The organism is Zhongshania aliphaticivorans, assembly GCF_902705855.1.
Classification (GTDB): domain Bacteria; phylum Pseudomonadota; class Gammaproteobacteria; order Pseudomonadales; family Spongiibacteraceae; genus Spongiibacter; species Spongiibacter aliphaticivorans_B.
In genome coordinates, this window is the sequence record NZ_CACSIJ010000012.1 from 476,724 (window position 1) to 502,461 (window position 25,738).

Here is a 25,738-nt window from a genome sequence, read left to right on the forward strand (position 1 = left end):
TGCGGGGATAAAATTCAGCTAACACGCCGTCAAGTTTTCAGTTGTTAGTGGCTTGCTCGAAAAAGCCTTTACACCGTCAATATCGTCTGCCTGCGCTTCGTCATNGGGGTTTAAGGAGGTTGTTAACATAACCACCACAACGCCGGCCTGTTGGTCACTGGAAAGGTGTTTGTAGCTTTCTAGAAACTCCCAACCATTCATAACCGGCATATTCAAATCAAGAAAAATTAACTCTGGCTTTGGAAACTCCCCATCCACCTTAGTCGAAAGGTAATCCATGGCGTCCCTGCCATTCATAAACTCCGATATCGTTTCCGCGAAGCCATATTTTTCTATGATTAAACGGTGGATGTAATTCGTTGCCTTGCAGTCGTCAATCAACACCACATTCTTTAACTTATCCATTATCGATATCCCTCAAACTAAAATAGAACGCGGAACCCTCTCCGAGACTCGACTCCAACCAAATTTTACCACTGTGCATCTGAACAATTTTTTTACAGTGCGCCAAACCTATGCCTGCGCCGTCAAAGTCATCTCGATTATGCAGGCGCTGAAAAATATTAAAAATCTTATCAAAATGTTCTGGGCTAATACCTATACCATTATCCTGCACGCAGAACACCCACTCACCACTCCCACGCTTAGCACTTATGTGTATACAAGGTCTAACATCTTGCCTTGAGAACTTCATGCCATTACTAATCATATTCTGAAATAGCATTCTAAGCTCGGTGCGCTTGCCATCAATACGCGGCAAATCGGAATAGTGTATTTCAGCCTGCGCATCTTCAATCCTTGCGCCCAAGTCTTCACACACTTCATTTAATAGCTGCTGGCAATCAATTTTTTCTCGCTTAGAATCAGCCCCCAAGCGACTGTAGTCTAGTAAGGCCGTCACCAAATCACGCATACGCTGAACCGAATCAAGTATAAAGCCATGAAACACTTTCACCTGCTCATCCTGCTGTTCAGCATTATGCTCTACTAACAAATCAACAAAGCTAGCTACTGTACGCAGTGGTTCCTGCAAATCATGGGAGGCAATATATGCGAACTGCTCCATTTCTCGATTCAAGGAAACTAGCTTCTTATTATTTTCTTCAAGCTCTGCTTGCGCGCTTTTTCGCTCCTGCACTTCGACATGCAGTATTTTTTGACGACGCGAAAGCTCAGTTATAAATTGCTCAAATACGCGAGCGAGATCTCCAACCTCGCCACTGGAAGAAAGCGGTAATTCTGTGCTTTGCGTATTGAGGCCTTGATCCGTCAAGGCATCTCTCATCCGCACAATTGGCTTAGCTATTCGTCTAGCAACAATAATAGACAGCAACACCGCTATTACTGTTATCAGGATTAGTAAAAAATAGATCTGCTTTAATAAATGCGACTTTACTTGCAGCGCTGAAGATAAATCATAGCTTGTGGCAACAATTAAGCGATTACCAGGGGCGCCGGAACCATAAACAATGGTCCGCAAAGAATATACTTGCTGTTCATTCCCCTTATCGGCGATACCAGTTTCAAAGCTATTGCCCATATCTGCCAACAAATATTTTGCGGCTGGATAATCACCAAATATGCTTGAACTTTGACCATACTCAAACTGAAACCGCTTATTTTCTTCGGGATGTAAGATGTATTCTCCGGCGCTATTACTCAGTAACACATTGGTATCATCACCAGCTAATGCGTGTAATTCATCAAAGCCATTTTGCAAATTTTCATTAAATATTAAAATTCCAAACAATTTTCCATCATCTGCATATAGCGGCGTAGATGCACGAATTACAGGCTTCTCTGGTTTCGATACCACCCCAAACTCGCGATTTAATTCGATTTCTGACAGATACACTTCACCGAGCTGTAATTTTATCGTTTCTTGAAAATAGCTCATTGAATATTTATTTTGTAAATCGTTTGCTGGAACAATATGGATACTATTCTCATCGCCACGCCGATCAACACGCAACCACTCCGATCCATCTGCGAGGATCAGGCGAATCTGGTCGTAGCGCTCTTTAAAATTAAGAATTTCAGTACAAATCCTTGCCAGCTGTGACTTCCACGCTTCAATACTCAACTCACCACTCACACCAATATCCTTAGAGCCGTCATTATTTGCTATGGCTTTAATCGGTGCTGTGCGCGAGACTATTAAGACATCGTTAACAAGCTCATTAATATTCGACGTGAATTTTATGTCTTGCAATTGAGATATTTGATTCAGCTTATGCTGTGCTGCCAACAATAGCTGTGCATCTAACTGACGCATAATAATTGAGACAACGACAATATTGCTGCCAACAATGAGCAGCAACAAGGGAAAGAGTATTTGTCGTGCGATGCTGCCTTTTTTGCCTATGGCTAACATCCGAGACTCGCCCTGCATTACAACGCCCTTGTCTGTTAGTAAATTACGGAGACACCGCTAAAAGATACCACTATAAAATGCAGGACTGGCATTTACTATTGCTATAATCGAATGCTATATACGTATTAACGCGCATAGCATCGAAAATAAAGAAGGGAACTTACCCGAGAAAATATTAAAGGCTGGACGAATATACTTTAAAAAGTTTCACGCAGAACTAGCTAGCAGCTAATTCCGAAAAGTGATCAACTAATAAGTCAGGGTTCTCATCCGCTACCGGTGCACCATGATTATAACCATAGCTCACGCAGGCAATCGGCATACCAGCGGCTCTTGCAGCTCTTACGTCATTGACTGAATCGCCCACCATAACGGTGTTGGCAACATCCACGCCCAGTTGTTCGCAGGCTAGCAACAACGGTGCAGGATCTGGTTTGCGTACGCTGAGGGTGTCGCCACCCACCAACACTGACATAAACACGTTCATGCCAAAATGCGCCAAAATCGGCTGACTAAAGCGCGCCGGCTTATTTGTGACGCAGGCCATGAGAACACCCTGCTCGTGCCAGCTCGACAGCGCCCGATTAACGCCAGCGTACATTATGGTTTGCTCGCAGCTGTGCTCGCCATAGTGTTCAAAAAACACCGCGAGCAATTGATCTATCAGGGCCGAGCTGACGGCTTTTTCTGGAATTTCCAAGGTAAATGCCAAAGCGCGCTGCACTAATTTACGGGCGCCATTGCCAACCCAAGATCGTGTTCGTGCAAGTCCTGCGGGGGTGTAATTTAGCTGTTCTAAACTTGCGTCTAGGGCTGCCGCCAAATCCGGCACGCTGTCGATAAGCGTGCCGTCTAAGTCGAATAAAATCGCTTTAAGTTCACGACCATCTAGCAGGTCTTGCAGCTTCTTCATACACCAGCCAATTCACTTCGCATTTTTTCAATAACATTGGTGTAGTCGCCGCCGTTAAAGATTGCAGAACCCGCCACAAACGTGTCGGCACCCGCTGCGGCTATTTCTGCAATATTCTTGGCCGAAATTCCGCCATCAACTTCTAGGCGAATATCGCGGCCAGATGCGTCGATAAGCGCCCGCACTTCTTTAATTTTATCAATGGTAGATGGAATGAAACTCTGACCACCAAAGCCGGGGTTCACCGACATTAATAAAATCATGTCGAGTTTATCCATCACGTATTTCAGCACATCTGGACCGACCGCTGGGTTCAGTACCAAGCCCGCTTTACAGCCCGCATCACGGATCATCTGTAGCGAGCGATCAACATGGGTGGACGCATCAGGGTGAAAAGTGATGATGCTGGCGCCGGCCTCAGCAAAGTCGCCAATCATACGGTCAACCGGCGACACCATTAAATGCACGTCAATGGGTGCTTTAATACCGTGTTTACGCAGGGCTTTGCACACCATTGGCCCAATCGTCAGGTTCGGCACATAGTGATTATCCATTACATCAAAATGCACGATATCCGCACCGGCCTCTAGCACGGCGTCTACTTCCGCGCCCAAACAGGCAAAATTTGCCGACAATATTGAAGGGGCTATCCAGTAATCTGCCATGGTGATTTCCGTTTGATTAGTCATTTAAAGTGTTATCCCACGCCACGTAGCGCAAGACCATTTAATACAGAGGGCACATTTTACGGTAATCCGCAGCGAGATTCAGCTGCCCGCGCGCACGCCTAAAAACTCATCCAATGCCGCTAGTCGCTCAGGTGTACCGATATCCCACCAATGGCCGTCATAACGTTGCCCGCTTAACGCCGACTTCGCCATGGCGGTCAACATGACGGGCTTCAATGCGCGCTGACCGGCACTAAAGCCGCTAAATACCGAGGGGCGCCACACGCTAATTCCCGAGTAGGTATACATACTCTTGCCCGCCGCATCGGGATCGTCCACCACCAAACCTTGAGAGCTAAGCCCAAAATCGCCGGCGGGATTATGCGGAGGATTTTGCACCAAAACCAAATGCCCCGCCTCAGGCTGGCAGTTCAATAAACTCGCAAAATCAAAATCCGTCCAAATATCGCCGTTAACCACCAGAATGGCTTCGTCGTTATTATTGCCTTCTAAAAGCAAGGGCAGCGCTTGAACAATACCGCCGCAGGTTTCCAGTGGCTCACTTTCTCGGGACACCGCAATATGCACTCCGTAGCGACGGCCATCTCCTAAATAATTCTCTAACTGCTCTGCCAACCATGAGCAGTTCACCACAATATCGGTGATACCCGCTGCGGCCAGCTTTTCAATATGGTAGTCAATTAATGCCTTACCGCCAGCACGTAGCAAAGGTTTGGGGGTGTGATCGGTGAGCGGCCGCATCCGCGTGCCTAAGCCAGCCGCAAGAATCATCGCTTTCACAGCTCGATGTCCTTATACCAAGGCTGTTTAACAATAATTGGCATCAGCTTATCGTCAAACCAAGCGCAAAACTCCTCGAATTCAGGATACTGACTAGCGACACTAAGGGTGTAGGCGATAACCAAAGGTAAGTCACCCAAATAGCCCGATTTACCGTCACGAAGATGTAGCCTCGCGAAAATACCCAGCACTTTGATATGACGCTGCAGGCCCATCCAGTCAACATCTTGCAAAAAGTCGGCTTCGCTAATATCACCCAGCAGGCCAGCCCGCATCGCCATTTGCCGATAGATGCCAATCCAATCATCAACCTGTTCTGGTGACCAATTGATATAACAGTCCCGCACTAGCGATACCAAGTCGTAGGTGATCGGGCCCTGCACGGCATCCTGAAAATCGATCATGCCGAGACGTTCATCGGCCAAAACCATTAAGTTACGACTGTGGAAATCGCGATGAACGACGCCCTGCGCCTGCTGTAAGGCACGCTGACTCAGCAATTCAAACATGCCATTCAGCATGCTTTTCTCGTCGGCATTTAATGTGTAGCCCAGCAGGCCTTCTACAAACCACTGCGGAAACAGTGCCATTTCGGTATGGAGTCGCGCGTTATCGTAATGGGGAAGCGTGTGCGCTGCGGCAGGAATCGCCTGCATGGCAAGCAAGGTACGAAAAGCTTGGCGATAGTAATGATCTGCCGCTGCGCTATTCACCAACAGCGGACACAGCAACTGATCGCCAAAATCCTCCTGCAACAAAAAACCACGCGGCTCGTCCCATGCCAATAATTTAGGTACCCGCGCACCGTGGCGATGTAATAAGTCCTGAACCGTTGAGAAGGCCAGATTATCTTCTTTTTCTGGCGGTGCATGCACGGCAATCACACTGCCGCCAGCACGCAAGGGCAGCCGGTAATAGCGCCTAAAACTCGCGTCACCCGACACCACCTCTAGCGCATTGGCCGCATCTGTCGTAGACAAAGACAACTGCTGAAGGCACCAGCTATGCAGCTCGCTTAAAATTTGATCCATATTTTGTTCCGTTAACGACCTTGATGAGACCTCTGCAGACCAGATTTTTAGCCTTTTATGCACTCAGGCGGGCATCCTAGCAGAGAATGCTTTATTATCCACCTTCGCCAATCCGGGCTCCATCGTCAGAATAAAATCACTAACCGATGCCAGTGTTTCGCCTATCTCTTTTATCACTGCTTGCCGCCCTATCGGGTTCGGTACTTGCACAGGTAAATACCACCGCAGATTGCGGCAGCACCGACACATCCGCGCTTAATACTGACACCTCGGATTTACCTGCGTATTACCAACATTGGCATTGGGTGCCTAACTCGCATTTGAGCGAAGCCTCAAAGTGCGGCCTAACACCAGGCTGCCAAGGCCGATTTATTGAACCGGCAAGAGATTGGGACGGCGCCGACAAAACCCCGCTCCGAGCGCCGTTAAACGTATCTGCCGATACGATTGAGTCCATTGGCGCCAAAGCAACCATGACGGGCGACGTTCAGCTCCGCAAAGGTGACCTCAGCCTAGATGCTGGCTACGCCCAATACAACCGCAGCAATAGCACCGTCATGCTGCGTGACAATGTGGTTTTACGCCAGCCGGGTATTTTATTGCGGGGCCAATACGCGCAGATCGACACCAATAAAGGCTTTGGCGAGCTGGAGCAAGCCGAAATCCTCAGTTTTGACACCGGCGCCCGCGGCACCGCTGGACGCATATCTCGACCAGACTACACCCGCTTTGAACTAGAAAATGCCAGCTACACCCAATGTACACCAGACAATGAAACGTGGTCACTGCACGCCGATAGCATTGAACTCGACTACGAAAGTGGCCGCGGCGTAGCGCGGGGAACCAGCATTAGAGTCTATGACTTTCCGGTTTTTTATAGCCCGTATTTAAATTTTCCGGTTGATGACCGTCGCGCCACGGGATTTTTATTCCCGTCAATTGGCTTTGCCGACAGCAGCCTAGATATCTCGACCCCATTTTATCTAAACCTCGCGCCAAACTACGACGCCATTATTACCCCCCGCTTTATAGAGCAGCGCGGCGAGGCACTAGAAACCAAACTGCGCTATTTAAACAAATACAGTGAGTGGGCGGTCAACACCAGCTACCTGGCCAACGACAAGAAAGACGATACAGATCGCTGGCTGTTAGGGGTGAGCGAAGAAGGCTATATAAATGAGCACTGGGGCACTGAAATTGACTTCACCAAAGTCAGTGACGATGACTATTTCAGCGACCTAGGTCTGGCAAACTTGGCGGTAAAACGCAGCACCCACCTTAATCAACAAGCCGCCGTCAATTACAGCTCAGACGACTGGACCGGCCGCATAGAAGTACAGCGCTATCAAACCATCGCCGCCGTTGAAGACCCCTACCAAAAGCTGCCGCAGCTGCGCCTAAACTATCAATCGCCCGCTAAAAACTTCCAGCTAGAACCCAGCATGGAGTTTGAGTACACCCAGTTTGATCACCGCGACAAACTCCGCGATGGCGGCAGCAAAATTACTGGCCGGCGCCTGTTCGGCACCGCCGGTGCGAGCCTGCCCATGCGTTGGCGCTGGGGCTTTATCGAACCCGCTTTTAAAAGCCGCCACGTAAGCTACGAGCTAGAAGATGCCAATTTAGCTGGCGTAGATGGTAGCCCCAATGCCAATAGCGGTCAGGTCAGCATTGATAGCGGACTTTATTTTGAACGCGAGCTTGGGGTTGCCGATCAAAATTGGACGCAAACGCTGGAGCCACGGCTTTTCTATCGTTACTCCGAATATGAAAATCAAAGCGACCATCCAGATTTTGATAGCTCTGCACTCACCTTTACCTATCAGCAACTCTTCCGCGACACCCGCTTTACCGGCCACGACCGGCTAGACGACGCCAACCAAGTCGCCGTGGGCATCAGCAGTCGCTTTATTAATAACGACGCCGGTCGCGAGGTATTAACCACCAGCATTGGCCAATTGCACTACTTCGACGAAGGCCGAGTGCAGCTCCCCGGCGACCCTGAGCGAAAAAGCAGTAACTCAGATCTGGCCGGCCAAATTCGCATTTTACCCGACGACAACAGCTGGATAAGTGCCGATATTCTGTATGATGCCCGCCAAGGGGTGCTTAATCAGACCAATCTGAGCTACCATCAGCGCAGCGATAACGGCACACTGCTAAATGCTGGATACACCTTCCGTCGCGAAGGCAATAATCTCGGCGGTTTAGAAAATGATGTTAAGCAAGGCGATATTTCACTGAGCCTACCCATCAACGACCAGTGGAAATTATTCGCTAAGACCCAATATGATTTTGAAGATGACCGTCCCGTTGAAAACCTCATCGGTGCGGAATATCAAAATTGCTGCTGGCTTACCCGCATTGTTTATCAACGGGCCTTGGAACCCGACGACGACAATGGGTCTAACATCAGTGGCATCAGCAATACCGGAACTCAAAATAATTCCGCAGTGTTGATAGAATTTCAGTTAAAAGGACTGGGGGGCCTCGGCACCGCGGTGACTAGTGTTTTAAAGGACAGTATTTTTGGCTACTTATCTGATGAATAATATGCGTTTATTTAAAGTTTTTTCCGCTGTGCTATTAATCGCACTCGCGCCGCTCACTCAAGCTGAAACTCAATGGCTGGACAAAGTGGTGGCCATCGTCGATGACGACATCATTCTCGCCAGCGAACTTGACGAGCGCATGGATACCATCAAAGCCAATATCGCCCGCACCGGCAAGCAAGCGCCGCCAGATGACGAATTGCGCAAAGAGATACTCGACCTGCTCGTTCTTGAAAACATTCAGATGCAAATGGCGAATCGCTACGGTGTACGCATTGACGATGAAGAACTCAATGGTGCGGTGTCCCGTATTGCTGCAAACAACAATATGACGCTGTCTGAATTCCAACAAACACTGGTCGCCAGCGGTGCATCTTACCTCGCGATACGCGAACAGATTGCTCGTGAAATGATTTTGCAGCGAGTGCAAATGGGTAACGTTAATCAGCGCATCCAAGTGACTGAGCAGGAAATTCAAAACTACCTGCAATCCTCAGAGGGTAAAGAAGTTACCTCGCCGGAATTCCATTTCGCCCACATCCTTATTCCTGTTCCATCAGAAGCAAACGATGCCGAACGCGCACAGGCTGAAAACAAAGCTAAATCTCTGAGCGCCCAGTTACGTTCGGGGAAAGATATTGATAATGCCAATGACGACATTAGCATCAGCGACCTCGGCTGGCGTAAAGGCACTGAATTGCCGGCGCTATTCCAAGGTGTCGCATCAAAAATGGGCGATGGCGACGTGTCTGAGCCACTGCAAAGTGCCAGCGGCTTTCATATCATCAAGCTACTGGAAAGCCGTGGCGTAAAACAACTGGTTAAACAAACCCGCGCCAGCCACATCCTGCTAAAACCGTCGGCCATCCGCGACGAGGCACAGACCATCGCCCTAGCCAAGCAGCTGCGCCAGCGCGCGCTAAATGGTGAGGATTTTCGCGAACTGGCCAAAGAATATTCTGAAGATATCGGCTCCGCACAGGAAGGTGGTGACCTCGGCTGGACTAGCCCAGGCCAGCTAGTGCCCGAATTCCAAAATGCGATGGACGAAACCACCCCCGGCGAAATTCATATTCCTGTTGCGAGTCAATTTGGCTGGCACGTGATTAAAGTTATCGACCGTCGCACCAAAGACGTCACCGACGATATGCGTAAGCAAATTGCCCGCAACGCGCTCCACGAGCGCAAATACGCCGACGAACTTGATATTTGGCTACGCAAAATTCGCAGCGAAGCCTTCGTCGACATTAAAATTTAATGCCAATACGTATTGCCATCACCCCCGGCGAACCTGCCGGGGTCGGACCAGAACTTCTGGTTAAGCTCGCCCAGCAAGACTTTGACGTAGAACTGATTGCCTTCGCAGACCCCGCCTTGTTATTACAACGTGCCGCTGATATCGGTCTGCCGCTGCAGATAAGTGAAGTCGACTTTAGCGCGCCACCGCAAGCACATCGCAGTGGCCATTTAAGAGTGGTAAGCATTCCTTGCCACAGCCCCGCTGAAGCCGGCACGCTCAACGCAAACAATGCCAATTACGTTTTAGAAACCCTGCGCCAAGCGACCGATGCCTGCAAAAGTGGTGACTGCCAAGGTTTAGTCACTGGACCAGTGCAGAAATCTATTATTAATGATGCCGGCATTCCATTCAGTGGTCATACCGAATTTCTGGCCGAGCGCTGCGAAGTCGATAAAGTAGTGATGATGCTGGCAAGCGAGCAATTACGCGTTGCCCTAGTCACCACCCATTTACCTCTAAGCGCAGTGCCCGCAGCGATCACCACCGACAATCTACAGCGCGTCACCGAAATTTTACACGCCTCACTATTACAACAGTTTGGCTGCCAGCAACCGCGCATTATGGTGCTGGGTTTAAACCCCCACGCTGGCGAAGGCGGCCACATGGGCAGAGAAGAAATCGATACGATTATTCCCTGTCTTGAGCAGCTGCGCCAACGCGGCTGGCAGCTTGAAGGCCCATTGCCTGCAGACACCGCATTTACCCCGCGCCACCTTGAACAGTGCGACGCGGTGTTGGCGATGTATCACGACCAAGGCCTACCGGTACTCAAATATCAGGGCTTTGGCAGGGCGGTCAACATCACTCTTGGCCTACCCATTGTTCGCACCTCCGTAGACCACGGCACCGCGCTAGACTTAGCCGGTAGTGGTCGCGCCGACAGCGGCAGCTTCTACGCCGCGCTCATCACAGCCATATCAATGGCCGAGCACAGCAGCAGGAATAATCTTTAATGTCAGCACCTCAACAGCACCAAGCGCGCAAACGCTTTGGTCAGAACTTCCTCAATGATCAGGGCATTATTCGCCGCATCGTTCGCGCCGTATCGCCCTTAGAACAACAACGGGTACTAGAAATTGGCCCAGGCCAAGGCGCCATTACCGAATCTATTCTCGCCACCGGCTGCCAACTCGACGTGATTGAGTTAGACCGCGACCTTATCCCCATTCTTGAGGGCAAATTTGGTGGTGAACCTAATTTTCGCATTCACCAAGGCGACGCCCTTAAATTCGACTTTACCGCATTGGCCGCGGGCGAAAAGCTGCGGGTCGTAGGCAATCTGCCCTACAACATCTCTACACCGCTCATTTTCCACTTACTCACCGCCCACAACTGCATTGCCGATATGCATTTTATGCTGCAAAAGGAAGTGGTAGACCGCCTCGCCGCCCAACCTGGCAGCAAGACCTACGGCCGCCTTGGCATCATGGCCCAGTACTTTTGCGAAGTAGAATCACTATTTGATGTGCCACCGGAAGCTTTTACCCCCCGCCCCAAGGTACAATCCGCGATCGTTAGATTAACCCCCTACGAACGGCCACCTTGCCCAGCCAACAATGTCGACACCTTGCACATGGTCTTACGCAGCGCGTTTAACCAGCGCCGAAAAACCTTGCGCAACACCCTAAAAGGGGTTATCGATAGCGAGGCGATAGAAAGCTTGGGAATCGACTCAGGCCTTCGTCCCGAACAGTTGGGCTTAGCGGAATATGTTGCCATCGCCAATGCGGTGGACAGCAACAGCGAGTAATTTGCGGAGCACATCATGTCAGAATCAGCACCAGTAGAAATCCAAGTAGAGAGCCAATTTCTACCTGACCAATCAGAGCCCGCACAACAACGCTTTGCTTTTGCCTACACCATTACCATTCGCAATACCGGCGAAGAAGCCGTGCGTCTACTCAACCGCCATTGGATCATTACCGACGGCGACAACCAAGTTCAGGAAGTTCAAGGTGAAGGCGTCATTGGCAAACAGCCCCTAATTGCCCCAGGCGAATCCTTTAGCTACACCTCTGGCGCCGTCATTGACACCGCCGTTGGCACCATGGAAGGCAGCTATGAGATGATTAGCGCCTCTGGCCGGCCGTTTATCGCGCCGATTGGCATTTTCTCACTAGCGCGACCTTCAGCGTTACATTAAGCGTTTATCGTGAGCCGATACGCCGTAGGTGATTTGCAGGGCTGCTTAAAGCCCCTGCAATGCCTATTAGAACAAGTGAGCTTTAATCCCCAACACGACCAGCTTTGGCTGGTTGGCGACCTTGTGAATCGCGGCCCAGATTCACTCGCCACCCTGCGCTATCTTTACAGCATTAAAGACAGCCTGCGCATCACCTTGGGCAATCACGACCTTCACTGCATTGCCCTAGCACGCGGCACCACCAACAAAGGGCGACACCCCACCCTCGACGCATTATTAAGCGCGCCAGATTGCGACGAACTAATGCAATGGCTTTTACAACAAGCGCTGGTACTGCGCTCAGACGACGGCCGCTACCTAATGAGCCATGCCGGCATCCCCAATGCGTGGACAAGCGATCAAGCACTGGCCCTAAGCCACGAAGTTGAAGTCGTACTACAAAGTCCTCAGACTGACGAGTTCTTCCGCAATATGTACGGCGATGAACCACTAAAATGGGACGACAATCTCACTGGCTACGACCGCCTACGCGCCATTACCAACCACCTAACCCGCATGCGAATCTGCGACGCCGATGGTCGACTTGAATTGCGCTACAAAGGTATTGCCGCAGACATCCCCGCACCGTATCGGCCCTGGTTCGAATGGCAAACCGAAGGCAGCCGCGAGGAAACCCTCATCTTTGGCCACTGGGCCGCGCTGGAATGTAAAACTGATCGCAGCGATATTATTGCGCTAGACAGCGGCTGTGTTTGGGGGAGACACATGACGATGCTGGATATGGATAGTGGGGAGTTGCATAGGTGCAATTGCTAGTCGGACGTCAGACGTAAAAACATTCGCTGCACTCATCCAAAACTCGCTCCTAACTGCTTTTGACTTCTCGTCAGACTTCCGACACCCGACGCCCGACTCGCTCTTTTTGCTATACTCCCTGCAAATACCCAACACCGAACTCAGCACCATGAAAACCTACCTCGTCGGCGGCGCCGTGCGCGACAAATTATTAGGCTACCCCTTCCACGAACGCGACTGGGTGGTGGTGGGCGCACGCCCCGAAGATTTAATCGACCAGAACTTCCAACAAGTTGGTAAAGATTTTCCGGTTTTTTTACACCCCAAGACCAAGGAAGAATATGCCCTTGCGCGCACCGAGCGGAAATCCGGCGCGGGCTACCACGGATTCATCTGCGACTTCAGCCCCGACATTACATTAGAAGAAGACCTGAGCCGCCGTGATCTGACCATCAACGCAATGGCTGAAGATGACAACGGCGATATCGTCGATCCCTACGGCGGCATGCAAGATATCAATAGCCGCCTACTTCGCCATGTGTCACCGGCCTTTAGCGAAGACCCACTGCGGATTTTGCGAGTGGCGCGTTTTGCCGCCCGCTACGCCCACCTCGGTTTTAAGGTCGCCGACGAAACCCAAGACCTAATGCGCAAGATGAGTGACAACGGCGAGCTGGCTACTATCGCCGCAGAACGGATTTGGGTGGAATTATCCAAAGCCTTAAACGAAAAATCTCCCGCCGTTTTTTTTCGTGTTTTACTCGACTGCCGCGCCTTACACGCGCTGTTTCCGCTCTGGCCTCCGGCGCTGAACAACGTCACCTTAGAGAGCCTGGATAAAGCCGCTGAAGCAGGTGCCGATGCCGACGTCCGCTTTGCCATCAGCTGTAGCGAACTAAATATAAAGCAATGCAAAATTCTGTGTAGCGAATTACGCGCCAGCAATAGTGCCACATGGTTTGCGGAGCGCTGCGCAGCGAATATTCCCCTATCGCCATTAAACAAGGCCGAGGAATGGCTAAGCTTGCTCGAACAGTTTGATTACACACGACGCCCGCCATTACTCGACGCCTTCGTCACGGCCGCAACATTGCTTTTACCGAATGAAAAACGCCTAGGGCTTTTGCAAGACGCCGCGTCAGTATTGCGAGAAGTTCAAGCCGCCGATTTAATAGCACAGGGATTTAAAGGCCCAGCACTGGGGCAGGCGATGCGCGCGGAGCGCCTAAAACGATTAAAAGAAATGAACTGCGGCGAATAGCCACTAGCTCTGGGAAATATTGCGGCCCTGCCACTGAAACGGCACTGGCCACAATTTCTGATCTGACTCATAAGCCTCCCATAAATCGCGATAGCTACGACCAACAATGGGATGACGATGATCCGGCGCTATTTCACTAAGCGGCAATAATACAAAAGCATTGTAGAGAACTTCATCCCGCGGCAATTCTATTCCACTATGGCAACCCGCCAGCTCGCCATAACTTAAAATATCAATATCGAGGGTCCGCGGACTAAATTTGGGTGCATTCGCCAAGCGACCATTGCTTAACTCAATATCTCTCAGCTGGGCAGCCAAATCGGCCAAGGGCAATTCAGTAGAAAAACCCACTGCCATATTTAAAAACAAAGTACCGCGAAATCCCACTGACTCACTTTCGTATACCCGCGACAAGCTGAGAGGGCCGTATAGCTGTGTAAGCGCATCAAGCGCAATTGTTATATGTCTATAGCGGGCCGTATTACTGCCTAAACTCAAAAAAACCTCAGCCATAGTTAGTGCTGACCACGCTCGATAATAATACCGACATCGCTGGCCTGACGCATCGCACCTGGCTTACTCAAACTCAACCGCAACCACGGCACATTAAATTCGCTCATAATCATTTCTGCACAGCGCTGCGCCAAGGTTTCAACCAAGGCAAAATCGCTGTCCTTTACAAAGCGCTCAACTGTTTCGGTAACAGCCTTATAATTCAAGGTGAGACGAATATCGTCACCCGCCGCCGCGGGGCGAATATCAGTACCCAGCTCCAAGTCCAACACCAAACTCTGGCGATGCGCACGCTCAAAGTCATAAATACCAATAACAGTATCGACCCGTAAACCACGTATATACACAATATCCATAAACTGCCTGCTGCCCGACTAGTAGATCAGACTGGGGTTAATTCAGTCATCGGCCAGCGGGGCCGTATAGAAACACCAAGATCCTCGCTCTGCCCTGCCTGCAACCGGCAATGACCGGCATAGGCGATCATCGCGCCGTTATCAGTGCAAAACTCCGGACGCGGATAAAACACCTTGCCGCCGGTCTTGGCTAATTTTTGCGCCAAGCGTTCACGCAGTACTTTATTAGCACTCACACCACCGGCCATTACCAATGTGTTCAGATTTTCCTGAACTAATGCGCGGGTACATTTAATCACCAAGGTATCTACCACCGCCTCCTGGAATGCTGCGGCGATATCAGCTTGATCCTGCGCATTGTAAGTGCCCGCTTCACGACTGGCGGCCACGGTATTTAAAGTGAAGGTTTTTAAACCGCTAAAACTAAAATCTAAACCCGGCCGATTCACCATCGGCCGTGGAAATTTATACTTACCCACGACCCCACGCTCTGCGGCCTTGGCGACCTGCGGACCACCCGGATAACCCAGATCAAGCATTTTTGCCGCTTTATCAAACGCCTCGCCGGCCGCGTCATCTAGTGACTCACCTAAAATTTGATACTGGCCAATTCCGTCAACACGCACAAGCTGGGTATGACCGCCAGACACCAACAAGGCAATAAAAGGAAAGTCAGGTGCGTTTTCTTCCAACATCGGGGCTAACAAATGCCCCTCCATATGATGCACCGCGACTGCGGGAATTCCCCAGCCATAGGCCATAGCGCGACCAGCGCAAGCACCTACCATTAAGGCACCAGCTAAACCGGGACCATTGGTAAAGGCCACACCGTCTAATTGCCCGCCACGCATTCCCGCCTTATCTAAGACTTCGCGCACCAAAGGCAGTAGCTTGCGCACATGATCGCGTGACGCCAACTCTGGCACCACACCACCAAATTCCGCGTGCAGTGCAATCTGGCTATATAAAGCCTCGGCAAGTAAACCCTGCTCGGAATCGTATATCGCCACACCTGTTTCATCACAGGAGGTTTCCAGTCCTAAAACACGCACTTTCTGGCTTCCCACGCTAATTAAGCGCGCATGATACTGGCTCAACAGGATTCACACCAGTTATCCCCTTAATGGCTTTGCTTTTTGCCACAACAGAGTATAGAATTCAGCGCCCTTGGAGTGCCGCTTTTAATTTTGCGGTGCAGACAGCAAATTTTTGCACATTGATTAGGACAGGTTTAACGAATGCCTTCAGTCAAACTCAAAGAAAACGAACCATTTGATATCGCCCTACGCCGTTTTAAGCGCTCTTGCGAGAAAGCAGGCGTATTAGCGGAAGTTCGTCGTCGTGAATTCTACGAAAAGCCAACTTCTGTTCGTAAGCGTCAAGCAGCAGCAGCCGTTAAGCGTCACGCTAAAAAAGTATCACGCGACAACAAAAAGCAGCAACGCCTCTACTAAGACCTCTTTTATAGAGTGCTTAGTAGCGCTTTTGCGCTTTAGCTCCACCCCTCCTTTATAAGGAATCTCTGCGAGCCATGGCAGATCAAACGCTGAAACAAACACTCACAGACGCGATGAAAGCCGCGATGCGAGCAAAAGACAAAGCGACATTGAATGCCGTGCGACTCATACTCGCCGAGATAAAACGCATTGAAGTCGACGAGCGCATCGATATAGACGATGCACGCGTGCTCGCCATACTCGACAAAATGTGTAAGCAACGTCGTGATTCGATCAGCCAGTATGAAAATGCTGGCCGTGAAGACCTGGCAGAGCAAGAACGCTTTGAAATGGGCGTTATCCAATCTTATATGCCCGCGCCCTTAAACGACGACGAACTGGAAGGCCTCATTAAAGAAGCCATTGCCAGCAGCGGCGCTGAAGCGGTAAAAGACATGGGCAAAGTGGTTGCTATACTCAAGCCCAAAGTACAGGGCCGCGCCGACATGGGCGCCGTCAGCCAAAAAATCAAAGCGCTACTGGCCTAGCAAAATACCATTCCAAACCCCTAGGTAATTGCTAGCACCAACTTCAACTGATACGCTCATTCAACTTCTGCTCCGGAAACACCGACGTGGCCGCAAAAGGACGTATCCCTCAATATTTTATCGACGATCTGCTCTCCAGAGTCGATATTGTTGATGTTATTAATCGCCGCGTCCCCCTCAAAAAAACTGGCAAAAATTACAGCGCACGCTGCCCATTTCACGAAGAAAAAACACCCTCTTTCAGCGTTAACCCAGACAAACAGTTCTACTACTGCTTCGGCTGCGGCGCAGGCGGCAACGCCGTCGGCTTTATTATGGATTACGAGCGCCAGGATTTTCCTAGCGCGGTAGACAATCTTGCCCACATTGCCGGACTCGAGGTTCCCCGAGAAGACCTCAGCCCACAACAGCAGGTAAAACAAGAACGCCGCAAAACTATTTACGACCTCATGGAGCAAGTTTCAGCCTACTACCAAAAACAGCTCCGCGTAGATCCACAATCCCAGCGCGCCATTGACTATTTAAAACGACGCGGCCTCAGCGGACGTATCGCTAGGGATTTCAATATTGGTTTTGCGCCCCCCGGCTGGGACAATTTGCTAAAAACCTTTGGCGACACCGACGAGCACAAACAGCAGCTCATCGACGCCGGTATGCTTATCGAAAAAGAAGACGGCAAACTCTACGACCGCTTTCGCGACCGTATTATGTTCCCCATCCGCGACAATCGCGGACGCGTTATTGCCTTCGGCGGCAGGGTCTTAGGCGACGACAAGCCCAAATATCTAAATTCTCCAGAAACCGATATCTTCCAGAAAGGCAAAGAGCTTTACGGGCTCTACCACGCCCGTCAAAACAACCGCCACCTAGAACAACTATTAGTGGTAGAAGGCTATATGGACGTTGTCGCGCTAGCCCAGCACGGCATCATGACCGGCATAGCCACCCTCGGCACCGCCAGTAATACCGAGCATTTACGCACTGCATTCCGCTATGCCAGCGAACTTATATTCTGTTTCGACGGCGACGCCGCAGGCCGTAAAGCCGCCGAGCGCGCATTGGAAAATGCACTACCGGTCATGGAAGACGGCCGCCGAATTCGATTTTTGTTTTTACCCGAAGGTGATGACCCAGACAGCGTGGTCAACCGCGATGGCCCCGCCGGCTTTCAAAAACTACTTGCGGGTGCCGCGCCACTAGAACGCTATTTTTTTGAGTCATTACACGAGCAAACCAATCCAGACACACTGGAAGGTAAGGCACGACTAAGTAAATTAGCACTTCCGCGACTACAGCTCCTGCCCGACGGCGTATTTCGCCAACTCATGCTCGACTCACTAGCCACTCGTACTGGGCTTAGCCGCCAATCAATCGACCAACTGCTAAACGACACTGAAGCCACCGCAACACAAGATCAAGTGGCAAAACCCGCGCCCCCCGAACAACGTCGCAGCACAACTCAAAAGCTGACAGCGAAACTGCCCGGATCGCGGCGCGACCCACTGCTTTTTGCCTTGGCCATGTTGTTGTACAACCCTCGTGCAGCTACCACCAGTGCTGCACACATTGGCGATAAGGAGGCGTCTCCAGCCGCAGCACTTCTCAACAACACCATTACCCTCCTTAAAAAGCGCCCCGAATCCAGCACCGCAATGCTGCTAGGCCACTGGTATGGTCAGCCCGAATACGACGTCATGACCGAGGCGCTCAAAACCATTGAACTGCTCGGCACGGAATTAAACGACGAAAAAGCGGAGGCCGCCTTTGCTGACACCTTAGCGCACCTAGAGGCACAAAAATCGACTCAAATCCTGCGTGATCACGTAGACAAATTAAGGGAAGGCAATGAAGTCGACAAAACCGCAAGTGCGGACTACGCTGAACTAAGTGAGGCGGATAAACAGCAATTATTAGCGATTCAGCAGCTTTTAAAGCAGAAGCACCGCTTGTAAAACGGGCAATCCGCCACCACAACAGTAGTATCAGCAATCTATTGCAGCACGCAGACACACCGGCCACAGACGAATTACCAAAGCACCCCCTGAACAAGTCCGGAATTTACTGGTCGTACGGGGGGTAAATAGAGTATAATTCGCGGCTATTTTTTAACCTGCACCCAACGAGTAATTTGAAAGAATGAGTGACTCAAAGCATCAATCGCGCCTCAAACAACTCATTGCCAAAGGCAAGGAGCAGGGATATCTAACGTACTCTGAGGTCAACGACCACTTACCGGAAGATATTTCTGATCCGGATCAGGTCGAAGAAATCATCCAAATGATTAATGACATGGGTATTCAGGTGTTTGAACACGCACCTGATGAAGACACCCTGATCATGGCCGGCAGCGATTCGCCAGACGACATCGCCGCTGCCGAAGCTGCGGCAGCACTCGCCGCGGTGGAAACCGAAACCGGTCGCACCACCGACCCAGTTCGTATGTATATGCGCGAAATGGGTACGGTTGAGCTGTTGACTCGCGAAGGCGAGATCGTCATAGCCAAGCGAATCGAAGAAGGTATTCGTGAAGTTATGGCCGCGCTGGCCTACTACCCCGGCGTTGTCACTGGCGTACTAGCCGAATACGACAAAGTTACTAATGAAGAACGTCGTCTTGGCGACATTATGAGCGGCTATTTAGACCCTGCCGACAATGTTCCTTCGCCTCAAGCACAAGCCGCTGCCGCCGCAGAAGCCAGCGACGACGATGAAGAAGCCGTTTCTGGCCCAGATCCAGAAGAAGCAAAAATTCGCTTCACTGCCTTGAAAAAGCAATCAGACAAAGTAGAAAAGTCTATTGCGGAACACGGCCGCTACAGCAAACAAACAGCAAAAGAATTAAACGCTTTAGGTGAGTTGTTCAAATTTTTCAAACTCACCCCAAGTATGTTTGACCCACTGATTGAAGAAGTGCGCACCACACTAAGCTCGATCCGCTCCATGGAGCGCGAGATCATGACCGTGTGCGTGAAGAAAGTAGGGATTGATCGCAAAGAATTTATTCGCAGCTTCCAAGGCAATGAGGCGAATTTAAAGTGGGGCGACGAGCTGCTTAAGAAGCACCCCAAGCTTGCTGACTACAGCGATATTATTCGCCGCATTCAAAACAAAATTGCCTACATTGAAGAACGCCAAGACTTAACGATTTCTGACATTAAAGAAATCAACCGTCGCGTTTCTATCGGTGAAGCCCGCGCCCGTCGCGCCAAGAAAGAAATGGTCGAGGCCAACCTACGCTTGGTTATCTCGATTGCGAAAAAATACACCAACCGTGGTTTGCAGTTCCTCGACTTAATTCAGGAAGGCAATATCGGCCTGATGAAAGCGGTAGACAAGTTTGAATACCGTCGCGGTTACAAATTCTCTACCTATGCAACGTGGTGGATACGTCAGGCAATCACCCGCTCTATTGCTGACCAAGCACGCACGATCCGTATTCCGGTTCACATGATTGAAACGATTAACAAACTGAATCGTATCTCTCGCCAAATGCTTCAGGAAATGGGTCGCGAGCCCACCCCAGAAGAACTCGGCGAGCGCATGGAGATGCCAGAAGACAAAGTACGTAAAGTGCTGAAAATCGCCAAAGAGCCAATCTCGATGGAAACCCCCATCGGCGACGATGAAGATTCACACCTGGGCGACTTCATTGAAGACAGCACCATATCTTCACCGATTGAATCTGCTACTGGCGAAGGCCTACGTGAAGCAACCAAGGACGTACTGGCTGGGCTAACTGCTCGCGAAGCTAAAGTACTGCGTATGCGTTTTGGTATCGACATGAACACCGACCACACGCTAGAAGAAGTTGGCAAACAGTTCGACGTAACCCGCGAACGTATTCGTCAAATCGAAGCCAAGGCATTGCGTAAATTGCGCCATCCTACCCGCTCAGACCATCTGCGCAGTTTCCTAGACGAATAACGAAAACGCGACAAACCTAACTTGCCCGTCAGCCACGCGCGGGCAAGTTAGGTGCTCACTTTAAACAATGGAATTATCACGATGCTAGCTAAAGCTCCACAACTGCTACGCACCGCTAGCATTTCACTTGTATTAGCAGTCTTTCTTAGCGGCTGCCAATCCGCTCCGCCAAACACTGACAGCCCCGCACCGCCAACATTCAATACCAGCACTCAAACCATCAGTCTTAGCCAAGCACTGCAACAACTTGAGTCACGACAATTTGTGGCCGCTGAAGCTGATTTCCAAACAATACTTAGCGCCAGCTCAGATCAAGCAACCATTCAACAATCATTGGCGGGGCTCACACTGGTTTACTTATACGACGACAGCCCACTCTTTAGTGTGCCGCTAGCCACCGCAACAATGGATCGTCTATATCAGCACATCATGCGCTGGCCTCAGAACAAGCCAAGCATAAATATGCTACTACTAAGCTTAAATATGTGTTTTGACCAAAGGCTCAAGCTGAATCAAGAAATTGAGCTGCGCGAAAAAACAGAAGCTAGAGAACAGAAGCTGATAAACGAAACCATTGCCCTACAGCGAGCAATAGAAAAATTACGGCGCCTCACGCTGCATTAAATTTAATTGTAGCTCACACGCCGCGATTCAAATATGCCCCAAGCTGTTCGCGCAGACTTTGTATCTCCTCTTCGGCTTGCGCCATTAACACTGGTACGGTGCGCCAATGCTCAGTACGTAAATGTGCAACTAAACGACTTATTTGACCGCTATCATTATGCGGCCCCATCACAATCAACTGCCAGGGAAGCTCGGTGAGCAATTCAGCCACCCTCGCCAAATCACCGGTGTGATAAATTTTCCAGTGTTCCGCCCCCGGCAACTGCTCAATAACCTGAGCGAGAATATCTCCCTCTTCAATGAGCAACATATTCCCAACCGCAGTAGCCGGCAATAAATCCCTCACCACCGCCGTTAATTCAGCACTCTCTACGGGCTTAACCAAATAGCCACTTGCGCCCAGTAACAAGCCCAGATCATGCTCATTTAACATCGACAGCATTAACACCGGCACACTGCCCAGCACTGCGTCACCACGCAAACTATGCAATACCTGCCAGCCATCCAAGCCCGGCATCATGACATCCAACACCACCAAATCAGGGCGATGCTCCTTGGCCATTGCCAAACCCTCTGCGCCGGATGAGGCCGTGCGCACGCGATAGCCTTCGCGGCTCAACGCCCTGTGGCTCAAATCCAACGCCGCCAAATCATCGTCGATCACCAAAATATCGCCGCTGGCATTTTTCTCTAAATTTGCAAACTTACTGTCACTCACGTCAATCGGCAGCCTAAGCTCAAAACGAGAGCCCGCCCCCAACTCGCTACTAGCGGTAATAGTGCCCCCCAATAATTCAGCAAACTTGCGCGAAATAGTTAAGCCCAAACCAGAGCCGCCGTATTGCTTGGTGGTTGATAAATCAGCTTGCACAAAAGCATCAAATACCCGTCCAAGCTGCTCTTCGCTCATGCCAATACCGGTATCTTTCACCTCGGCGAGTAAATAATTTCGCCCCCCCTCGGCCAACTCAGACACCGTTAAATGCACGTCGCCAGCGCGGGTAAATTTGGCGGCATTACTGAGCAGGTTGAGCAATATTTGCCGTAGGCGGGTGACATCGGTGCGAATACGCGCATTCTGCAAATTGAATTCACAGCGCAAGGTATTGCCATTTTTTTCCATCAGCGGTGCCACGGTAATTTCCACATCCCGCAGCACTGTCTCTAGAGCAACATCTTCCCAATAGACCGCCATGCGGCCGGACTCTATTTTCGAGATATCCAAGACATCATTAATCAAGGTGAGCAGGTGCTTGCCTGCCAATTGAATTTTTTCGAGGTCGGGCTGCAAATCATTCACAGAAAGCTGCTCTTCCTCGGCTATTTCTTCTAGCAGCATTTCGGAATAGCCGATAATGGCATTCATCGGCGTGCGTAACTCATGGCTCATATTTGCCAAAAAACCACTCTTGGCCTGATTAGCGGCATCTGCGCGGCGGCTCGCCTCCCTCACCCGCCCCATCGCCTGACGAAGACTGGCGGCCATATCATTGAAGGAGTTCGCCAATTGGCCAAACTCGTCATGACCCATGTCACCTATGCTGTAATCAAAATTCCCGCCACCCCACTCAGAAGTGCCCTTCTGTAGCTGGCGAATTGCCCGACGGGTATAGCGAGTCATGTAGTAACCCAATACAAACGTGGTAATAAGAGCCAATAAAAACACCCCTAAGGCGACCTTATTGGTTCTACTCACTACCTCCCGCAATCCCATATTTATTTCATCGGAGCGCGCCAACAAATACCACTCATTCGCGCTGATACGCGAACTTAGCGCGTCATATTCACGCTGTAATTCTTCGCCTGTCGGACCGCCACTACCAAGAAGAAATTGCTGCCAATATTCAAGCAAAAACGAGGCACCCAAAGGCTCGTAGCCGCCCTCCTCTAGGTATTCCTGTAAATCACCGCTCAATTCTTCTTCTAATGCCGCAAGTGCTTCTATGCCACTCAGCAACTCATTGCGCTCTTCTGCTGTCACGCCGTTTTGAGCACCCGACTCCGCCAGCGCATCTACCACCAATATTTTGCGATGGGCGCTATACATACGCTGACTAAAATCATTCAACTCAGACTGGGTTCGAATAACGTGCTGAAGCAGCCACACATTGCGTCGGCGGGTGTCATTGCCCCATATCTGAATTAATACGCTGCCCAAGGACAGCACCAAAATCGCGACAAAGGATAAGGTGAGGCGGCGGGTAAAACTCATTCAACAGCACCTAGCAGATGCGCAATTTTTCCTAGCAATCTTGGCAGGTCGACGGGTTTGGTATCGTAATCATCACAACCCGCCAATAAGGCACGCTGGCGATCATCAGCCATTGCGTGGGCGGTCAGGGCAATAATCGGAATATGCTGCAATGCGGGGGTCGCTTTCATTTCTCTAGCAACCTGCCATCCATCTTTAACCGGTAAGCTCATATCTAACAACATTAATGCGGGGGGGCTCTGTAAACACATATCTATGCCCTGTTGGCCATCCACAGCTAGCAACACCTCATAGCCCTTGCGTTTTAAACGACGACTCAGCATATCGCGGTTCATCTCATTGTCTTCAACCAGCAATATTGTTTGCATTAGCGCCCCCGTGAACTATTCATTTGCAGCAAGCTTCGCAGCTGCGTATTTGCGGATGTCAGTGTTAAAACATACTCACCATCCGAGAGCTGCTCGGTAATTTTGGCGTAACAAGCCACATCAAACCCCTCTATGCTGACATCAACTAACACCGGTAATACCTCAGCACTAACAACACGCAAATTCTCTCCAGCATGCGCGCACACCTCAACATTAAACTGCTTCGCTCCGCTCCGCTTTCCAGCCATGACACTTAGCGTCAAGCTGATATTTTCTTTATACGACTGCCACTCCTCGGGCGCTGAATTCAGTAGTAAGTCATAGGGCATCCCCACGCCAAGCACCTCGGTCAACATCACCGCGTCGCCCATACCTTTCAACGACACGCTGATACGACGTCCAGCCAAGACCTGAACCGATGACGCAGCAATAGTCGCTGGTGCCGCCAATATTTGCCCACCCACCGTACAGGACTCGATTCGCCCCGTCAGATTCACATTATGACCAACAACACCGTATTTAGAGCGCAATTCCGAGCCGATATTGCCCGCCACCACATCGCCGGTATTTAAGCCGATACCTATCGTGATTTCTGGCAAATCGTCGGCACGATTGCGTTCATTCACCGTTTCGACCGCCAACTGCATAGCCACAGCACAAGCTAATGCGCGATCACAATCGTCGTTATCACTTAAAGGCGCACCAAAAATCACTAAAATCCCGTCACCAACAAACTCATCCACCGTTCCCCTAAAGCGCTGAATTACCTCGGTCATGGCGGCAAAATAATTATTCAATAACTGTACGCACTGCTCTGGGGCTAGCTGCTGACTCAATGCAGAAAAGCCGCGAATATCGGCCATTAAAATGGTGACTTGACGCAGCTCTCCCCCCAGCTGCAAGCCGTCATTGTCATCGAGCAAACGCTGGACGATCTCGTCTGAAAGATAGCGCCCAAAAATCTTGCGAATAAACCGCTGACTTTTTTCTAGCTCAGCAAGGTACTCGCGCTCACGGTCTCGCCAGCGCTTCGCCTCAAGCGAGGCGCCAATTCTCGCTCGCAGTAATGTGCCATTCACTGGTTTAAGCAAGTAATCGCTGGCGCCCGCATCAATGCACCGCACCGCGCCTTCCTCGTCCTGCATTCCACTGACCACCACCACCGGAATGCGGCGCAGGGCCTCGTCAGCGCGAATAACCTGCAATACCTCGTAGCCGTTCATATCCGGCATCACCAAATCCAGCAATACCAAATCTGGCTCGGCGCTGCGCATAATCTCCAAACACCGCGCGCCGCTTGCTGCCTCAATCACCATATAATTTTGACGCTGCAACTGATGCGCCAGTAAATCTCGGCTGCTGTCATTATCGTCAACCACCAAAATGCTGGCGGCCATATGCTCGAGATCATCGCGGATAATACCGCGCTTAAAACTCTTGAAAATTGCGGCTATTGGGTCAGATGCAACCTTGCCGTCATCACCCAAGCTAAACTGTTCTAAACGGCCCTGAAACAGACGCGACTGATGACGAATCTGTCGAATATAGTCACCGGCCACCTCATCATCGCAATCCTCAAGCAACATATCGCCGTAACCATCGACAAGACCAATAGCATTACGTAAATCGTGGCGCAGACGAGAAAGTTCGGTTTGAGAATCTTGCGAAAACCCAGATATAGACGCCAACATCTCCGTCATCGTCACCGCGGCCTTCGCAATCTTTTTCACATCCGCCTTTAATTCAGGCGACTGCGATATAGCGGCCTGCTCCAACAAAGACTCGGTAAACGCCTGCACCGACGCCAAAGGCGCCTGCAAGGACTGGCGCTGGTCATCTAAATACGCCTTGAATATACGATCACGATTACTCAAGCATCGCCTCCCCTGAAAATGTCTAAATGAGGTTATCAGATTTCA

Annotated in this window: 24 protein-coding genes; 12 read left to right on the forward strand and 12 right to left on the reverse strand. The window is 50.5% G+C overall.

Annotated elements, in window-relative coordinates; genetic code table 11:
- Nucleotides 1-18: 18 nt before the first annotated feature.
- The 6 genes from GVJ32_RS09195 to GVJ32_RS09220 all read right to left on the reverse strand — a co-directional run bounded on the left by GVJ32_RS09195 (nucleotide 19) and on the right by GVJ32_RS09220 (nucleotide 5,787).
- Nucleotides 19-405 carry a response regulator gene (locus GVJ32_RS09195; RefSeq protein ID WP_159239745.1) on the reverse strand — a complete coding sequence of 129 codons (387 nt, stop codon included), beginning with the start codon at nucleotides 403-405 and terminating at the stop codon, nucleotides 19-21.
- Nucleotides 398-2,392 (reverse strand): ATP-binding protein, encoded by a 1,995-nt coding sequence (locus GVJ32_RS09200; protein ID WP_159239746.1) that lies wholly within the window; start codon nucleotides 2,390-2,392, stop codon nucleotides 398-400. Before GVJ32_RS09200 ends, GVJ32_RS09195 begins: the two co-directional genes overlap by 8 nt.
- 199 nt (nucleotides 2,393-2,591) lie before the next feature.
- Complete coding sequence (locus GVJ32_RS09205; RefSeq protein WP_159239747.1) at nucleotides 2,592-3,287, reverse strand: phosphoglycolate phosphatase; 696 nt, start codon at nucleotides 3,285-3,287, stop codon at nucleotides 2,592-2,594.
- Complete coding sequence (gene rpe, locus GVJ32_RS09210; protein WP_159239852.1) at nucleotides 3,284-3,952, reverse strand: ribulose-phosphate 3-epimerase; 669 nt, start codon at nucleotides 3,950-3,952, stop codon at nucleotides 3,284-3,286. Before rpe ends, GVJ32_RS09205 begins: the two co-directional genes overlap by 4 nt.
- A gap of 102 nt (nucleotides 3,953-4,054) precedes the next feature.
- On the reverse strand, nucleotides 4,055-4,747 hold the full coding sequence (gene murU, locus GVJ32_RS09215; protein ID WP_200841391.1) for an N-acetylmuramate alpha-1-phosphate uridylyltransferase MurU: 693 nt from the start codon (nucleotides 4,745-4,747) through the stop codon (nucleotides 4,055-4,057).
- Nucleotides 4,748-4,752: 5 nt separating this feature from the next.
- The gene (locus GVJ32_RS09220) at nucleotides 4,753-5,787 is read right to left on the reverse strand and encodes an aminoglycoside phosphotransferase family protein (protein ID WP_159239749.1); all 1,035 of its coding nucleotides are present in this window, start codon (nucleotides 5,785-5,787) and stop codon (nucleotides 4,753-4,755) included.
- Nucleotides 5,788-5,939: 152 nt separating this feature from the next.
- Between GVJ32_RS09220 and GVJ32_RS09225 the strand changes: the two genes are divergently transcribed.
- The 7 genes from GVJ32_RS09225 (at nucleotide 5,940) to GVJ32_RS09255 (ending at nucleotide 13,838) form a co-directional block, all read left to right on the forward strand.
- Nucleotides 5,940-8,339, forward strand: a complete 2,400-nt coding sequence (locus GVJ32_RS09225; RefSeq protein WP_159239750.1) for an LPS-assembly protein LptD — start codon at nucleotides 5,940-5,942, stop codon at nucleotides 8,337-8,339.
- On the forward strand, nucleotides 8,317-9,597 hold the full coding sequence (locus GVJ32_RS09230) for a peptidylprolyl isomerase (RefSeq protein WP_159239751.1): 1,281 nt from the start codon (nucleotides 8,317-8,319) through the stop codon (nucleotides 9,595-9,597). Before GVJ32_RS09225 ends, GVJ32_RS09230 begins: the two co-directional genes overlap by 23 nt.
- Nucleotides 9,597-10,592, forward strand: coding sequence for a 4-hydroxythreonine-4-phosphate dehydrogenase PdxA (gene pdxA, locus GVJ32_RS09235; RefSeq protein WP_159239752.1), 996 nt, complete (start codon nucleotides 9,597-9,599; stop codon nucleotides 10,590-10,592). Before GVJ32_RS09230 ends, pdxA begins: the two co-directional genes overlap by 1 nt.
- Nucleotides 10,592-11,389, forward strand: a complete 798-nt coding sequence (gene rsmA / locus GVJ32_RS09240) for a 16S rRNA (adenine(1518)-N(6)/adenine(1519)-N(6))-dimethyltransferase RsmA (protein ID WP_159239753.1) — start codon at nucleotides 10,592-10,594, stop codon at nucleotides 11,387-11,389. Before pdxA ends, rsmA begins: the two co-directional genes overlap by 1 nt.
- 15 nt (nucleotides 11,390-11,404) lie before the next feature.
- Entirely contained in the window at nucleotides 11,405-11,782 is a 378-nt protein-coding gene (gene apaG / locus GVJ32_RS09245; RefSeq protein ID WP_159239754.1) for a Co2+/Mg2+ efflux protein ApaG, read from the forward strand.
- Nucleotides 11,783-11,791: 9 nt separating this feature from the next.
- Nucleotides 11,792-12,598 (forward strand): symmetrical bis(5'-nucleosyl)-tetraphosphatase, encoded by an 807-nt coding sequence (locus GVJ32_RS09250; RefSeq protein ID WP_159239755.1) that lies wholly within the window; start codon nucleotides 11,792-11,794, stop codon nucleotides 12,596-12,598.
- A 148-nt stretch (nucleotides 12,599-12,746) separates the two neighbouring features.
- Entirely contained in the window at nucleotides 12,747-13,838 is a 1,092-nt protein-coding gene (locus tag GVJ32_RS09255) for a multifunctional CCA tRNA nucleotidyl transferase/2'3'-cyclic phosphodiesterase/2'nucleotidase/phosphatase (RefSeq protein WP_159239756.1), read from the forward strand.
- Nucleotides 13,839-13,841: 3 nt separating this feature from the next.
- On the opposite strand, the gene folK is transcribed toward GVJ32_RS09255, so the two are convergent.
- The 3 genes from folK to tsaD are packed head-to-tail and all read right to left on the reverse strand — an operon-like array spanning nucleotide 13,842 to nucleotide 15,759.
- Complete coding sequence (gene folK / locus GVJ32_RS09260; protein ID WP_159239757.1) at nucleotides 13,842-14,351, reverse strand: 2-amino-4-hydroxy-6-hydroxymethyldihydropteridine diphosphokinase; 510 nt, start codon at nucleotides 14,349-14,351, stop codon at nucleotides 13,842-13,844.
- A gap of 2 nt (nucleotides 14,352-14,353) precedes the next feature.
- Complete coding sequence (gene folB / locus GVJ32_RS09265) at nucleotides 14,354-14,707, reverse strand: dihydroneopterin aldolase (protein WP_159239758.1); 354 nt, start codon at nucleotides 14,705-14,707, stop codon at nucleotides 14,354-14,356.
- Between the two features lie 26 nt (nucleotides 14,708-14,733).
- Complete coding sequence (gene tsaD, locus GVJ32_RS09270; protein ID WP_159239853.1) at nucleotides 14,734-15,759, reverse strand: tRNA (adenosine(37)-N6)-threonylcarbamoyltransferase complex transferase subunit TsaD; 1,026 nt, start codon at nucleotides 15,757-15,759, stop codon at nucleotides 14,734-14,736.
- Between the two features lie 186 nt (nucleotides 15,760-15,945).
- On the opposite strand from tsaD, the gene rpsU reads away from it, so the two are divergent.
- The 5 genes from rpsU to GVJ32_RS09295 all read left to right on the forward strand — a co-directional run bounded on the left by rpsU (nucleotide 15,946) and on the right by GVJ32_RS09295 (nucleotide 21,239).
- Nucleotides 15,946-16,161 carry a 30S ribosomal protein S21 gene (gene rpsU, locus GVJ32_RS09275; RefSeq protein WP_103682796.1) on the forward strand — a complete coding sequence of 72 codons (216 nt, stop codon included), beginning with the start codon at nucleotides 15,946-15,948 and terminating at the stop codon, nucleotides 16,159-16,161.
- Between the two features lie 77 nt (nucleotides 16,162-16,238).
- Nucleotides 16,239-16,691 carry a GatB/YqeY domain-containing protein gene (locus GVJ32_RS09280; RefSeq protein WP_159239759.1) on the forward strand — a complete coding sequence of 151 codons (453 nt, stop codon included), beginning with the start codon at nucleotides 16,239-16,241 and terminating at the stop codon, nucleotides 16,689-16,691.
- Nucleotides 16,692-16,777: 86 nt separating this feature from the next.
- Entirely contained in the window at nucleotides 16,778-18,643 is a 1,866-nt protein-coding gene (gene dnaG / locus GVJ32_RS09285) for a DNA primase (protein ID WP_159239760.1), read from the forward strand.
- A gap of 184 nt (nucleotides 18,644-18,827) precedes the next feature.
- A complete protein-coding gene (gene rpoD, locus GVJ32_RS09290; protein ID WP_159239761.1) occupies nucleotides 18,828-20,615 on the forward strand; it encodes an RNA polymerase sigma factor RpoD in 1,788 nt (595 codons plus the stop codon).
- Nucleotides 20,616-20,696: 81 nt separating this feature from the next.
- A complete protein-coding gene (locus GVJ32_RS09295) occupies nucleotides 20,697-21,239 on the forward strand; it encodes a hypothetical protein (RefSeq protein ID WP_159239762.1) in 543 nt (180 codons plus the stop codon).
- Between the two features lie 13 nt (nucleotides 21,240-21,252).
- Here the strand turns inward: GVJ32_RS09295 and GVJ32_RS09300 are convergent, their stop codons facing one another.
- From GVJ32_RS09300 to GVJ32_RS09310, 3 genes are read right to left on the reverse strand one after another with little or no spacing between them, the layout of a single operon-like run.
- Nucleotides 21,253-23,451 (reverse strand): ATP-binding protein, encoded by a 2,199-nt coding sequence (locus tag GVJ32_RS09300; protein WP_159239763.1) that lies wholly within the window; start codon nucleotides 23,449-23,451, stop codon nucleotides 21,253-21,255.
- Nucleotides 23,448-23,819 carry a response regulator gene (locus GVJ32_RS09305; RefSeq protein ID WP_159239764.1) on the reverse strand — a complete coding sequence of 124 codons (372 nt, stop codon included), beginning with the start codon at nucleotides 23,817-23,819 and terminating at the stop codon, nucleotides 23,448-23,450. Before GVJ32_RS09305 ends, GVJ32_RS09300 begins: the two co-directional genes overlap by 4 nt.
- Nucleotides 23,819-25,693: an adenylate/guanylate cyclase domain-containing protein gene (locus GVJ32_RS09310; RefSeq protein WP_159239765.1), complete on the reverse strand. Its 1,875-nt coding sequence runs from the start codon at nucleotides 25,691-25,693 to the stop codon at nucleotides 23,819-23,821. Before GVJ32_RS09310 ends, GVJ32_RS09305 begins: the two co-directional genes overlap by 1 nt.
- Nucleotides 25,694-25,738: the final 45 nt, after the last annotated feature.

Excerpts from the sequence above, each read along its gene's own strand:
- GVJ32_RS09200 (WP_159239746.1), bottom strand. The coding sequence starts at position 2,392 with ATGCAGGGCGAGTCTCGGATGTTAGCCATAGGCAAAAAAGGCAGCATC.
- GVJ32_RS09205 (WP_159239747.1), bottom strand. The coding sequence starts at position 3,287 with ATGAAGAAGCTGCAAGACCTGCTAGATGGTCGTGAACTTAAAGCGATT.
- rpe (WP_159239852.1), bottom strand. The coding sequence starts at position 3,952 with ATGGCAGATTACTGGATAGCCCCTTCAATATTGTCGGCAAATTTTGCC.
- murU (WP_200841391.1), bottom strand. The coding sequence starts at position 4,747 with ATGATTCTTGCGGCTGGCTTAGGCACGCGGATGCGGCCGCTCACCGAT.
- GVJ32_RS09220 (WP_159239749.1), bottom strand. The coding sequence starts at position 5,787 with ATGGATCAAATTTTAAGCGAGCTGCATAGCTGGTGCCTTCAGCAGTTG.
- pdxA (WP_159239752.1), top strand. The coding sequence starts at position 9,597 with ATGCCAATACGTATTGCCATCACCCCCGGCGAACCTGCCGGGGTCGGA.
- rsmA (WP_159239753.1), top strand. The coding sequence starts at position 10,592 with ATGTCAGCACCTCAACAGCACCAAGCGCGCAAACGCTTTGGTCAGAAC.
- apaG (WP_159239754.1), top strand. The coding sequence starts at position 11,405 with ATGTCAGAATCAGCACCAGTAGAAATCCAAGTAGAGAGCCAATTTCTA.
- GVJ32_RS09255 (WP_159239756.1), top strand. The coding sequence starts at position 12,747 with ATGAAAACCTACCTCGTCGGCGGCGCCGTGCGCGACAAATTATTAGGC.
- folK (WP_159239757.1), bottom strand. The coding sequence starts at position 14,351 with ATGGCTGAGGTTTTTTTGAGTTTAGGCAGTAATACGGCCCGCTATAGA.
- folB (WP_159239758.1), bottom strand. The coding sequence starts at position 14,707 with ATGGATATTGTGTATATACGTGGTTTACGGGTCGATACTGTTATTGGT.
- rpsU (WP_103682796.1), top strand. The coding sequence starts at position 15,946 with ATGCCTTCAGTCAAACTCAAAGAAAACGAACCATTTGATATCGCCCTA.
- GVJ32_RS09280 (WP_159239759.1), top strand. The coding sequence starts at position 16,239 with ATGGCAGATCAAACGCTGAAACAAACACTCACAGACGCGATGAAAGCC.
- rpoD (WP_159239761.1), top strand. The coding sequence starts at position 18,828 with ATGAGTGACTCAAAGCATCAATCGCGCCTCAAACAACTCATTGCCAAA.
- GVJ32_RS09295 (WP_159239762.1), top strand. The coding sequence starts at position 20,697 with ATGCTAGCTAAAGCTCCACAACTGCTACGCACCGCTAGCATTTCACTT.
- GVJ32_RS09300 (WP_159239763.1), bottom strand. The coding sequence starts at position 23,451 with ATGAGTTTTACCCGCCGCCTCACCTTATCCTTTGTCGCGATTTTGGTG.
- GVJ32_RS09305 (WP_159239764.1), bottom strand. The coding sequence starts at position 23,819 with ATGCAAACAATATTGCTGGTTGAAGACAATGAGATGAACCGCGATATG.